Origin of the sequence: Methanobrevibacter sp. UBA417 (assembly GCF_002508845.1) — an archaeon.
Classification (GTDB): Archaea; Methanobacteriota; Methanobacteria; order Methanobacteriales; family Methanobacteriaceae; genus Methanobrevibacter_A; species Methanobrevibacter_A acididurans.
The window spans coordinates 1-12929 of the sequence record NZ_DAZC01000028.1; the positions used below are offsets into that span (position 1 = coordinate 1).

Annotated in this window: 15 protein-coding genes and 1 pseudogene; 12 read left to right on the forward strand and 4 right to left on the reverse strand. The window is 28.3% G+C overall.

Annotation, left to right across the window (positions count from 1 at the left end):
- Window positions 1-251 precede the first annotated feature (251 nt).
- The 6 genes from iorA (at window position 252) to BP769_RS06060 (ending at window position 5257) form a co-directional block, all read left to right on the forward strand.
- Window positions 252-2183, forward strand: coding sequence for an indolepyruvate ferredoxin oxidoreductase subunit alpha (iorA, locus tag BP769_RS06035; RefSeq protein ID WP_409197913.1), 1932 nt, complete (start codon window positions 252-254; stop codon window positions 2181-2183).
- Between the two features lie 2 nt (window positions 2184-2185).
- Window positions 2186-2782 carry an indolepyruvate oxidoreductase subunit beta gene (locus tag BP769_RS06040; RefSeq protein WP_409197912.1) on the forward strand — a complete coding sequence of 199 codons (597 nt, stop codon included), beginning with the start codon at window positions 2186-2188 and terminating at the stop codon, window positions 2780-2782.
- 30 nt (window positions 2783-2812) lie between these two features.
- Window positions 2813-3094, forward strand: a complete 282-nt coding sequence (locus BP769_RS06045) for a hypothetical protein (protein ID WP_409197911.1) — start codon at window positions 2813-2815, stop codon at window positions 3092-3094.
- Between the two features lie 161 nt (window positions 3095-3255).
- Complete coding sequence (locus tag BP769_RS06050) at window positions 3256-4191, forward strand: 3-hydroxyacyl-CoA dehydrogenase (RefSeq protein ID WP_409197910.1); 936 nt, start codon at window positions 3256-3258, stop codon at window positions 4189-4191.
- A gap of 163 nt (window positions 4192-4354) precedes the next feature.
- A complete protein-coding gene (locus BP769_RS06055; protein ID WP_409197909.1) occupies window positions 4355-4777 on the forward strand; it encodes a universal stress protein in 423 nt (140 codons plus the stop codon).
- Window positions 4778-4843: 66 nt separating this feature from the next.
- Window positions 4844-5257 carry a PadR family transcriptional regulator gene (locus BP769_RS06060; protein ID WP_413824887.1) on the forward strand — a complete coding sequence of 138 codons (414 nt, stop codon included), beginning with the start codon at window positions 4844-4846 and terminating at the stop codon, window positions 5255-5257.
- Window positions 5258-5384: 127 nt separating this feature from the next.
- On the opposite strand, the gene BP769_RS06065 is transcribed toward BP769_RS06060, so the two are convergent.
- From BP769_RS06065 to BP769_RS06075, 3 genes are read right to left on the reverse strand one after another with little or no spacing between them, the layout of a single operon-like run.
- The gene (locus BP769_RS06065) at window positions 5385-5702 is read right to left on the reverse strand and encodes a transcription factor S (RefSeq protein WP_413824884.1); all 318 of its coding nucleotides are present in this window, start codon (window positions 5700-5702) and stop codon (window positions 5385-5387) included.
- A gap of 60 nt (window positions 5703-5762) precedes the next feature.
- On the reverse strand, window positions 5763-6194 hold the full coding sequence (locus BP769_RS06070) for an ACT domain-containing protein (protein ID WP_409197905.1): 432 nt from the start codon (window positions 6192-6194) through the stop codon (window positions 5763-5765).
- Window positions 6195-6226: 32 nt separating this feature from the next.
- On the reverse strand, window positions 6227-7528 hold the full coding sequence (locus BP769_RS06075; RefSeq protein WP_409197904.1) for a phenylacetate--CoA ligase family protein: 1302 nt from the start codon (window positions 7526-7528) through the stop codon (window positions 6227-6229).
- Window positions 7529-7816: 288 nt separating this feature from the next.
- Between BP769_RS06075 and BP769_RS06080 the strand changes: the two genes are divergently transcribed.
- From BP769_RS06080 to pyrE, 4 genes and pseudogenes are all read left to right on the forward strand, one after another.
- Window positions 7817-9433, forward strand: coding sequence for a sodium:solute symporter family protein (locus BP769_RS06080; RefSeq protein WP_413824881.1), 1617 nt, complete (start codon window positions 7817-7819; stop codon window positions 9431-9433).
- A pseudogene (locus tag BP769_RS06085) lies at window positions 9433-9537 on the forward strand (symporter small accessory protein); the annotation flags it as partial. The gene BP769_RS06080 and the pseudogene BP769_RS06085, both read left to right, overlap by 1 nt.
- 241 nt (window positions 9538-9778) lie before the next feature.
- Complete coding sequence (locus tag BP769_RS06090) at window positions 9779-10015, forward strand: PRC-barrel domain-containing protein (RefSeq protein WP_409197902.1); 237 nt, start codon at window positions 9779-9781, stop codon at window positions 10013-10015.
- A 29-nt stretch (window positions 10016-10044) separates the two neighbouring features.
- The gene (gene pyrE, locus BP769_RS06095) at window positions 10045-10569 is read left to right on the forward strand and encodes an orotate phosphoribosyltransferase (protein WP_409197901.1); all 525 of its coding nucleotides are present in this window, start codon (window positions 10045-10047) and stop codon (window positions 10567-10569) included.
- Window positions 10570-10584: 15 nt separating this feature from the next.
- Here the strand turns inward: pyrE and BP769_RS06100 are convergent, their stop codons facing one another.
- Window positions 10585-11106: a MogA/MoaB family molybdenum cofactor biosynthesis protein gene (locus BP769_RS06100; RefSeq protein ID WP_409197900.1), complete on the reverse strand. Its 522-nt coding sequence runs from the start codon at window positions 11104-11106 to the stop codon at window positions 10585-10587.
- Between the two features lie 87 nt (window positions 11107-11193).
- Here BP769_RS06100 and BP769_RS06105 point away from each other — a divergent pair, with 87 nt between their 5' ends.
- Together BP769_RS06105 and BP769_RS06110 are read left to right on the forward strand one after the other, a co-directional pair.
- The gene (locus BP769_RS06105) at window positions 11194-11697 is read left to right on the forward strand and encodes a ribonuclease VapC (RefSeq protein ID WP_409197899.1); all 504 of its coding nucleotides are present in this window, start codon (window positions 11194-11196) and stop codon (window positions 11695-11697) included.
- Between the two features lie 37 nt (window positions 11698-11734).
- On the forward strand, window positions 11735-12929 hold a 1195-nt coding region (locus BP769_RS06110), incomplete at its 3' end, for a DUF2117 domain-containing protein (protein ID WP_413828220.1).

A 12929-nucleotide genomic window follows, 5' to 3' on the forward strand; every position in this document is an offset into this window, starting at 1 on the left:
TTTTATTTTTTTATTAGTCATATTAATATATTGGCTCCACTTAATATATTAAATTTACTATTTCTAAATCATAATTAAAGCCATAAAAAAGCTTAAAAAAATTATGAGTCAAAATATTTCAAAAAATAAAATCAACTAAGTTTTTGACAGAGCCATTATAAAAATATATATTTATTATTAAAACTAAAGATAATTATATTATAATTTTATATAAAATTTGAAATTTTTTATTAATAATTGGTGAAATCGTTATGAGTTATGAAAAATTAACAAAAGGTGAAAAAGGAGAAAAACTATTTTTGCTTGGAAATGAAGCAGCAGTACGTGGTGCTTTTGAGTCTGGAGTAAAAGTAAGTGCAACTTATCCAGGAACACCCTCATCAGAAATAGGTAATATTTTATCTTTAACAGCAAAAAATGCTAATATGTATTTTGAATTCTCAGCAAATGAAAAAACAGCAATGGAAATAGCAGCAACTGCTGCTGTAAGTAATTTGCGATCATTTACTTTCATGAAACATGTTGGGATGAATGTGGCAAGTGATTCTGCAATGACTACTGCATATAGTGGGGTGAATGCTGGAATGGTTATACTTGTTGCAGATGATCCATCAACTTTCTCTTCTCAAAATGAGCAAGATACAAGAAACTTTGCAAGACAATCCAATCTTCCAGTTTTAGAACCAAGTAATCCTCAAGAAGTAAAAGACATGATGGTTTATGCTTATAATTTATCTGAAGAAATAGGATTACCTGTAATTGTTAGAACAACAACACGAGTATCTCATATGAGAGGACCAGTAACATTAGGAGACATTCCTAAATCTGAGGAAGATATACGGGATGGTGAATATTGGCCTAGAGGACACTTTGATAAAAATCCAAGTCAATATGTTCCTGTACCTGCAAATGCATTAGATATGCACACAGTTCTTGTAAATAAGATAGATTCTTTAGAAAAATTTGCATTTGAATCTGAATTAAATAAAGTCTATCATTTTGATAATATTGGTACTCCTGCAAAGTTATATGGTAAATTTGGTGTAATTTCAAGTAGTAGTGCTTTTAATTATGCATATGATGTAATCAACAAGGATAAATTAGGTATTGATATACTTAAATTAGGATTATCATATCCTGTAAGTGAAGATTTAATATTAGATTTTGTGAAAGATTTAGATGGAATTTTCATAGTTGAAGAAGTAGATCCAATACTTGAAATAAGTGTTTTAGCAATCCTTGGAGAAAATGGTTTAGATATTCCAGTTTATGGGAAAAGAAATGGAACATTCCCTTTTGTTCATGAGTATAGTCAAGATATTGTTAAAGAATCATTTAACAGAATATTAAATTATTATGAATTTGAAGATAATGAAGATTCCCCTGCAATAAAAGAATTAAAAGATTCTATTCCTAATCGTCAACCAACTTTATGTGCTGGTTGTCCTCATCGTTCAAGTTATTATTCAATTGGTAAAGCTGCAGAAGAATTAGAAATACCTGAATCTGAGATGGTTTTTGCTTCTGATATTGGATGTTATACTTTAGGTATTAGTCCACCGTATAATGCTGCAGATTACTTATTAAGTATGGGTTCCAGTATTGGTGATGGATGTGGATTTAGTAAATCCACTAATCAATATGTTTGTAGTTTTATTGGAGATAGTACATTTTTCCATAGTGGAATAGCTCCTCTTATTAATGCTGTTCATAATAATAATAAGAATTTAGTTGTAACTATATTAGATAATCGTATAACTGCTATGACTGGAGGCCAACCAAATCCTGGATTACCTGTTGATGGTGTTGGGGATGAAGCTCCTGCAATAAATATTGAGAAATTAGTTGAAGCTATTGGTGTTAAATTTATTAGAACAACTAATCCTCATAGTATAAGAAAAACTATTGATATTTATAAAGAAGCATTAGAATATGAAGGAGTTAGTGTTGTAATAACACAATTCCCATGTACACTTATTAAAGGGATTAAAAAACGAAAACCAATGAGTATTCAAGATAATTGTACAAAATGTTATAAATGTGTGGATGAATTGGCTTGTCCTGCAATATCTAAAATAGGTGATGATGTAGTTATTGATAGTAATATGTGTTTTGGATGTGTGGCATGTGCTCAAATATGTCCGGAAAAAGCTATAAAAGCTAAAAAAGAGGATGGTGAATAGTTATGTCTAATGGTACTTATAATATTTACATCTGTGGTGTAGGTGGTCAGGGAATCATTAAGACTAGTGTTGTTATTGGTGAAGCTGCAATGGCTCAAGGTTATGATGTTGCAATGAGTGAAATTCATGGTATGAGTCAAAGAGGAGGTTCAGTTTCTACTGAACTTCGAATTGGTGATTATAAAAGTAGTATTGTTGAGAATCATAAAGCTGATATGGTTCTTGGTTTTGAACCAATAGAAGTTGTTCGAGGTTTGAATAAAGCAAATTATGATACTAAAATTGTTTTTAACACAATACCTATTGTCCCTTCAACAATTTCACAAACAGGTGAAAGATATCCATCTGTTGAAAATGAGATTATTCCTACTTTAAAACAAGAATATAATAATGTGCATCCTCTTAATGGTAATCAATTAGCTGAAGATGCTGGAAGTATTTTATCATTGAATATGGTATTATTAGGTGCATTAACAGCTAGTGATGATTTCATTTTATCTAAAAACGATATTATTAAAGCTATGAAAAATAATCTTAAACCTAAATTCCATGAAATGAATATTAAAGCTATTGAAAATGGATATAATGCTGTTAAGTAAAATATATAAATTTTTAGGAGACTTTTAATCATGTCATATAAAATAAAGAATGCAATAATTAAGTGGGATAAAAGTGCTGGAAAATTTGACCTTGTAGATCCTGAAAGATACTTTAATGGAAAAGAAATATTAGTTGCAATAGATGGTGATGATTTAATTACTATCCAATTACTTGTTAATGCTATTGTGAAAAATGATTTTAAGAATTGGAAAGAAATTCATGGTAAGAAACCTGATGATTCTATTAAAAACTTACTTTTAAAATTAGGTTATCAAAAGGAAGAAATAGCTAAAATGTTAAGAGAATTTTAAATTTTTCTTTTCATTACATTTTTTTTAAATTTTTATTTTTTTTATTCGCAATTTTTTCTATTTTTTATATTTTTATTCATTAAAAAATCAAATCATATTATTTTATATACTTATAAAACCTAGGTTTACATGTTTATTTATAATTGCTGGAGGTTTAATAAATGAGTATGAAAAATATAGTAGTTGCAGGTGGAGGAGTTTTAGGTAGTCAAATAGCTTTTCAAACTGCTTTTAAAGGATTCAATGTAACAATTTGGTTACGAAGTGAAGGATCTATTGGAAGAGCTAAACCTAAACTTGAAAGAGTAAAAAATATATATTTAACAACTCTTGAACAAATGAAAACAGACCCAAGTGCATATTGTAATGGGTTTACTGATAAAAAAGATTTAACTGATGATGAAATCGATGAATTGAAAAATAAAGCTGAATTAGCATATGATAATATAACTTTAACTACAAGTTATGCTGAAGCAGGTAATGATGCTGATTTAATTATTGAAGCAATTGCTGAAGATCCAAAACAAAAAATTCCTTTTTATCAAGAATTAGCTAAAAATATTCCGGATAAAACTATTATTGTTACTAATTCTTCTACATTACTTCCTAGTGCATTTGCTGAGTATACTGGTCGTCCTGAAAAATATCTTGCATTACATTTTGCAAATTCTATTTGGAAGAATAATACTGCAGAAGTTATGGGGCATGCTGGTACTGATCAAAAATACTATGATATAGTGGTTGATTTTGCTGAGAAAATTGGTATGGTTCCTTTACAACTTAAAAAAGAACAACCTGGTTATATACTTAACTCTATGTTAGTTCCATTTTTAAATGCTGCTGAAATGTTATATGCAAAAGGTGTAGCTGATCCTGAAACTATTGATAAAACTTGGGTACTTGCTACAGGTGCACCTATTGGACCTTTCAGAATTTTAGATATTGTAGGTTTAACTACTGCTTATAATATTGTTATTATGAACCCTAATGCATCTGATATTGAAACTATTGAGGGAAAAATAGCAGCTATGCTTAAAGAGAAAATTGATGCTGGAAAAACTGGTATTAATGCTGGTGAAGGATTTTATAAATATTAAATTTTAAATATTTTTTATTCTTTTTTTTATTTTTATTCTTTTTTCGTTAATTTTATATACTATTTAAACTATAGGTTTTTTTATCAACATGTATAAAATTATACATGTTAACTTTTATCCTTAAAATAAAAGGATAATAAAAAAAATTAAGGTGGAAAAAAATATGTATGATAAAGTTTTATTACCTACAGATGGTTCAGAATATTCAGAAGAAGAAATTTCAAGAGTAAAAAAAGTATTAAATCCCAATGGGGAAATAATTATATTATCAGTTGCTAATAAATTAGTCCCTTATGTATTCCAAAAAAAAGAACATATTGATGATATAAATAAAACATTCTATGAAGAAGCTCAAAAAAATGTAGAACACATGAAACAACAATTTGATTCAGATTGTAATATCACCACAAAAGTTGTTGTAGGTTTTGCAGCTGAAAAAATAGTTGAAGTAGCTGAAGAAGATGATGTAGATTTAATTATCATATCCGGATCTGGACGAAGTGGAGTTCAAAAGTTTTTATTAGGAAGTGTAGCTGAAAGAGTTGTTGTAACTGCAAGTACTGATGTATTATTAGTACGTAATTAAATTTTCTATAAAAAAAATTTAAATTAATGATATGAAAATTTCTATATTATTAATGGTGAATTTACTATGAGGAATGATGAATTAATTAATGAAGATGAAACACATTTATTATTTAAAGAAAATAAAGTCCTAATTAAAAATATTTCTAATGGTATAATGAGAAGTTTAATTGTATGGAATCTTTCAAAAAAATCTCTTCATGGTTACAATTTGATGAAAAAAATAGATGAATTTTTTAAACCCCAAATTGAAGCTGGTTTAATTAAAAATGTTAGTCATAGTAAAGTTTATCCCATATTAAATCAAATGGAAGAAGAAGGGTTACTTAAAAGTCATGAAGGTATGCATAATAATCATCAAGTTAAATTTTATAATTTAACTTCTAAGGGAAGCAGGGTTTTTGAAACAGTTAAACATGATTTCCAAAAGAATTTTAAAAGAGATATTGTTCAAGATTATATATTTACATGTCTAAAATAATTTTATTGAATAAATATTCTATTTTTCCCATTTTTTTTTAAAACTATTTTTTAATATATATTTGACTCTAAAAAAAGTGGTAGGTAGGAAAAAATAGATTAATAATTAATTAATTTTCCCATTTTTTTTAGTCATGTCCTTTCCAAGTGTTTCTACATTTTGTACATCTGTAAAAAATAGTTGGTGCTTCATCAGCACTTCTTGTTTGGCGCATCCACCAAGCTATTTGTGTATTTCCACATTTAAAACATTTTCCTTTTGTTGTTGGTAAGGTTACAACATCCCCATCAATTAAAACAACTTCTTCGTTATGTTTTTTTTCTCCAGCCATCGTGTACTGTTCTTCTATATCTTTTTTGTTTAAGTTTTTACTGTATCCACAGCTACATTTTACTTGATTATGTTTGGGAATTAGCATTTTTCCACATTTAGGGCAGAATTCCATGTTTTATTAAGCTCCATTCAGGTGTATCTTTTGAAAAAAATTTTAAAGGTTTAATTTTATTTATAAATTATTTATATCTTTTCTAGTTAAGATTGTTGAATTTGCTTCTTTTAATAATTTTAAACCTTTTTCAATGTCTTCAATTTTCATAACTACTACTGCTTCATCTGCTTTTGTACTTACGAATGCATAAATATATTCAACATTGATTCCGTCTTTTTCTAATATTTCAAGTATGTGGTTTAATCCATTAGGTTTGTCTGGTATGCCAACTACAATAACTTCTGTTTCTTTCACAATTAAATTTTCTTTTTCTAATGCTTTTTTTGCTTTTTCGTTGTCATTCACGATTAAACGGAGTATACCATATTTTTCACTATCTGCTACAGATAATGCTCGAATATTAATATTTTCTTTAGATAATACATTTAATGCGTTTTTAAGTCTACCTTCTTTGTTTTCTATGAATACTGATAGTTGTTTTATTTTCATAAATTTCATTCCCTTAAAAATTATTTTTTTCCTTATTCAAAGTTACGTTCATCAATTACTCTTATTGCTTTTCCTTCACTTCTAGGTAATGATCCTGGTTCAACAAGTGTTACATTTACTCTTAATCCTATTTCATTATGTATATTTTTACTTAATGTGTTTTCAAGTGTGCTTAATTCTTTCATTTCATCTGAGAACATATCTGGTGATGCTTCTACTTTCACTTCAATTTCATCAAGTAATCCTGGTCTTGTTACATGGATTTGATAGGTTGGTTCTATGCCTTCAGTTTTGAATAATGCACGTTCGATTTGGTATGGGAAAACCATAACTCCACGAATTTTAAGCATATCATCACTTCTTCCAGTTATACGTTCTATTTTACAACTTGTTCTTCCACAAGCACATTTACCTTTATGTAAAGTGGTTATGTCTTTTGTACGGAATCTGATTATTGGTGAACCTTCCCGTGTTAAAGTTGTAAGTACTAATTCTCCTTTTTCTCCATCTGGTAATGTTTCTCCAGTTTTAGGATCTATAATTTCTGGGTAGAAATGATCATCTGCTACATGTAGTCCTGTTTGTTCTGGGCATTCTATTGCTATTCCTGGCCCCATTACTTCAGTTAGTCCATAAATATTTAATGCTGTTATTCCGAGACTTTTTTCTATTCCTTTTCTCATTTCTTCGGTCCACATTTCTGCTCCGAATACTCCATATTTTAAGCTTATATCATCTGGTTTGTAACCTTCTTTTTTAAGGTATTCTCCGATATATGCTGCATATGAGGGAGTGCATGTTAATATTGTGCTTTGGAAATCTAATAAGGTATCTACTTGTCTTTTTGTGTTTCCTGCGCTTATTGGGATTACAGTACATCCTACGGTTCTTGCACCGTAATGTATTCCAAAACCTCCAGTGAATAATCCATAACCATAACAATTCTGGATTCTATCTTTTTTGGTTGCATTACACATTCCAAGTCCTCTTGCAGTCATTTCTCCCCATATATCTAAATCTTTTATTGTGTAACCTGATACTGTTGGTACTCCTGTTGTTCCACTAGATGTGTGTATTTCCACAATTTCTTCATCTGGTACAGCAAACATTTTAAATGGGTATGCTGCTCTAAGGTCAGTTTTTGTTGTGAATGGTATTTTTTCAATATCTTTCAATGTTTTTATATCTTCAGGTTTTACCCCTGCATCATCTAATAATTTTTTATAGAAAGGTACATTATCATATGCTCTTTTTACGGTTTGTTGTAGTAATGATAATTGTAATTCCTTTTTATCTTCTTCGTCCATACATTCTGCGGCTTCATTCCAAATCATATTTTTTATCCTCATATAAAAATTTTTTTTAAAACATGAATCTTTAATTTTATAACTTTATTTATTTTTATTATTTAATGTTTATAAATTTTTGAATTATTAATATATTATATAGAATATTTAAATATTATTTTAGTTATAAATTATTAATAACTTAAAATGATGGTTAATTCTTTTATATTGTACTACCTATTTTTTTGGGGTGAAATAATTAAATGTACATTTTTAGTAGCTTTCATCTTTTATAGTTTTTTTTATTTATTATTATGTATATGAGGTTAAAATTTTATGAATTATTCTTTGTTAATTGCAATATTTGCAATATATTTTATAATGGTAATCCTTATAGGTTATCTTGCTTATAAAAGAACAAATTCTTCAGAAGACTTTTTAATAGCCGGTCGTGATACTAATTCTTATATTATGGCTTTAAGTTATGGGGCAACATTTATATCTACGGCTGCTATTGTTGGTTTTGGGGGAATTGCTGGTAAATATGGTATGGGAATTTTATGGTTAGCATGGTTAAATGTTATAGTTGGAATATTTATAGCATTTGCATTTCTCGGTAAAAGAACACGTCGTATTGGACATAATTTAGGTAGTGTTACATTTCCTGAATTTTTAGGTCGTAGATTTAATAGTCGTTTTATACAAGTTGCTAGTGGTTTAATTATATTCTGTGGTATGCCATTATATGCTGCAGTTGTTCTTATTGGTGCTGCTAGATTTATGGAAACTAGTTTAGCTCTTAATTTTAGTTTATCACTTCTGATTTTATCTTTAATTATTGCAGTGTATGTGTTCTATGGTGGTATTAAGGGAGTTATGTATACTGATGCTCTTCAAGGAACTATCATGTTTGTTAGTATGGCTATTTTACTTGTATTTGTATATGTGAAATTAGGTGGAGTATCTCATGCAAACATGGCTTTATCTAATATGGTTCATTTATATCCAGCTGCGGCAGCGGCTGATGGGGGAACGGGATGGACTTCTTTCCCTACATTATCTTCACCTTATTGGTGGAATCTTGTAACAACTACAATTTTAGGGGTTGGAATTGGTGCACTTGCACAACCATCACTTGCAGTAAGATTTATGACAGTGAAATCTGATAAAGAATTAAATCGTTCTATTTTAATTGGAGGAGTTTTCATTGCATTAATACCAACTACTGCATATATTGTTGGATCCCTTTCTAATGTGTTTTTCTTTGATAATTTTGGAAAAATTGCAGTAAATATGGTTGCAGGTAATATTGATAAAATAATTCCTACATTTATTTCCATGGCAATGCCTGAATGGTTTGTATATTTATTCCTTTTAACATTGATTGCAGCTTCCATGAGTACATTAAGTGGTCAGTATCATACTCAAGGAACCGCTTTAGGGCATGATATAATTGAAACTTTACATAAACGTAAGTTATCTGATAATTTATCTACTACATTTTCTAAAATAGGTATTCTTGTAGCTATAGTATTATCTCTTATTATAGGTTTATCCCTACCTGGAAGTATAGTAGCTTTAGGTACTAGTTTATTCTTTGGTGTTTGTGCTGCTTCTTTCCTTCCTGCTTATTTGGCGGCATGTTATTGGAAGCGTGCAACTCGTGAAGGAGCTATTGCAAGTATATTAGCTGGAGTATTCTCAAGTTTGTTCTGGTTAATATTTGTCTTTGGAAAAACTGCAACATCTTTAGGAATTTGTAAATTCTTAACTGGTTATCCTATGTTAATATCAACTATGCCTTGGCCTTATGTTGATACTATGATAATTGCATTACCAATTAGTATAATCTTTTTAGTTGTAGTTTCCTTACTCACAAAACCATTAGATGAAAAATATTTAACAAATTCATTTAAAGGTTTTAATAAGAAGAAAGTTAAGGAGGAATCCTAATGATGGTTTTTGGTATATCTGATCCATGGATTTGGGGTGTTTATGTTTTAATAATTTTATCTACACTTCTTTGTGTGGTTTATGGTATTGTTAATTGGAATAAAGGGGATGAAGATGAAGAAGAACGTCTTCAGGATAAAGGAATTACTGAAGAAGATTTAGATTCTTATTAAAATATTTTCTCCAATTTAACACTTTTTTTTAATTATTTTTTTTTACCTTTAATAATGTCAAACTTTTTTAAAGGTATAAATAATTAGAATGTATAAAATAATATTATTAAATTAAAGAGAACCGTTTTTTAAAAATAAATAAAATAATGATTTTAGGAGTTGTGTTTATAAAATGAGAACTAAAGAAATTTTAGGAAAAGAAGTATTAAATTTAAATGTTACTATACTTGGAAAAGTTGTTGATTTTGAAATAGATCCTGAAACATATCAAATAACAGGTTTAGTAATTAATAAAGGCAATATTAAAGAAAAAATGAATATTAAAAAAAGTGAAGATATTATTCCCGTAGATATGGTGAGTAAAGTTGGGGATAAAATATTATTAAAAGATTTATCCGAAGAGGAATAAAAAAAACTTTTTTTTATTAAGAGATTTCTATGTCAAATAAAGATTATTTAATTCAAATTTTAAAAGAAAATAAAGTTTTTGAAAAGGGAGATTTCACTCTAGCTAGTGGTAAAAAAAGTAATTATTATGTTAATATGAAAAAAGCAATCACTAATCCTGAAATATTATCAACTATTGCTAAATTAATTACTGATAAAATAAGTGATGATAATATTGATAAAGTTGCAGGACCTGCTTTAGGTGCTGTTCCTATAGCTACTGCTGTATCTTTAGAGTCACGTATTCCATTACTTATGATACGTAAAGAAAAAAAGGGTTATGGTACTAGTAAACTTATTGAAGGTGAATTATGTGAAGGTGATGATGTTATTGTTGTAGAAGATGTTACTACAACTGGTGGATCTTTACTTAAAGCTATACATGCAATCCAAGATAATGGTGGTAATGTTAGTAGAGCTTTTGTTTGTGTTGACCGTGAAGAAGGTGCTGTTGAGGCATTTGAAGATGCAAATATTCTTTTAGAACCTTTAATTAGTGTTAATGAATTTTTTTAATTATTTTATTTTTTCTTATTTTCTTGCATGTTTTACAAGATGTCCTATTTCAGGATATATTAAATTTAAACCCATTTCAACAGCATTAGGTGAACCGGGTAATGCAAAAATGATTGTTTTATTATAAATTCCAGCAGTTGATCTGGATAGTAATGCTCCGGAACCTAATTTTTCAAAGGATTTTCGACGGAATTCTTCCCCAAAACCGAGTATTACTTTATCAAATCTTGGAACTAATGTTTCAATAGTTATATCTCTACTTTCAAGTCCTGTTCCACCTGTTGTGAAAATTACATCTATTCCTTTACTATTCATATTAGATATAGCTTGTATTAATTTATCTGATTCGTCTGCTATAAGTACATATGCGGATACTTCATATTTTTCACTTAGTCTTTCAAATAAATATTGTCCTGATAAATCTTCTTCTATTCCTTCATTACCTTTTTCTTTTAAACTATCACTTAATGTGATGATTCCACATTTTATATCTGAGGGACTATCTTTTTTATGGGATTCCATTGTTTCGCTTATCATTTTTATTTACATCCTATCCTTAATTTTTTCTTAGAATTATTTTTTCCGAGTAAGGTATATATTTTTTATTATCTATATATAATTAATATGAATAATGTTGTTTATGTTTTAGATGCTTCTGCTTTTATTAATGGTTATGAACCGGGTAATAATGTTAATTATACAGTATCTGATATAACTCATGAAGTTAAGGATTTAAAGTCTCAAATACGTTTGAATCAAGCAATTGATGAGGGTAATTTAATTGTCCGTAATCCTAATGATAAATTTAAGTTAGAACTAGATGAAATTATTAAAAAATCTGGGGATAGTTTAAGATTATCTGAACCGGATAAGAATTTAATAGCTTTAGCCTTAGATATTCAGAATACTAATAGTAATGTTAAAGTTTTAACTGATGATTATTCTATACAGAATGTTTTAAAGATTATAGGTATTCCTTATAGTAGTATTATTACTAAAGGTATTAATGGTGTGTATAATTGGGTTAAAACTTGTAATGGTTGTAAACGGGATTATCCTGAAGATTATCCTTATGAAGATTGTGAAGTGTGTGGGTCTTCACTTTTTAAACGCAGAATAAAAAAGTAATTATAAAAGAAAATTTGTTTTTGTAGGTTTATTATTTATGGAAATTGGAGTAGTAGTACATGGCCCGAATATTATAGATTCAGGGTATGCTTTATATATTTTAGATATATTATCAAATTATGGTAATATTCATTGTAGGCTAGGTGGAACAATGGGAAGAACTGCAGTTATTGATGCTTCCCTTGAAAATGTGATAAATATTAAAGAGAAATTACTTCCTAGTCAATCATTAAAGAAATTTAAGGATGAAAATTTAGATTGTATTTTCTTATTAAATTATGGTAAATCTTCCACAACAGGTCAAGTGTTTGGTTATAAAGTTTTTAATCATTATAGTCAATATTTAACTGATGATTTAACACCAGTCATACAAATTGAACGTCCAGGGGAAAATGATGGTAGTGTTATTGTTTGGGATGGTAATGAAACTAAATTAAATATACATCCTGGTGCTAGAAGTGAATATAAAACTTTAACTGCTGATGATTTTGCAATTAAACTAGCTAGTCAATTAGAATTAAATATCGTAACACCTGAAGATGTAAGGTTAAAACATTTTACTAATAATATTCCAGATTTAAAAGGTAATATTGTTCGTCCAGTTCATGGAGTAAGTCCAGGTGAAAATATCCTTGTAAATGGAATGGTTATTGGAAAATCTTCATCTGATAAGTTAACTCTTGTTGCAAAAGATGGTATTATTACAGATATTATTGGAGGGAATATTAAACAACACGGTGTGGATAAATTAGGGAAAATAGATTTAAATACTGCAATTATTAAAACAGGTTTACTTCGCAGAAGTGATGATATTGAACCTCGAGTATTAAACAAGGATAATTCTTCTACAATTTTAAGTATTGCTTACTTAGATCATGCTGCTGAAGATATTTATAAACTAAAAGATAATGATTTAGTTATTACTGTAGGTGATGATACAACTTTAGTGACTTCAGATATTCTTTATCGTTTTAATGTCCCAATTATTGGAATAACAGATGGGGATTTAGATAAAGTTGTAGAACATGGTTTTGTTAAAAATGAATCTAAAATTATACAAGTAGAATCTGGTTATGATGATATTGTTGGAGCTGAAATTTTTGATAAAGTTTTTAATTTCAATGAAATTTTAGAAATTCAATATCCAAAGGATTGTAACTTGGATGATTTTAAAACTTTGAAGCTTAATGAAATTTTTGAAACAATTACTAAAATAGTAAATAATATAAATT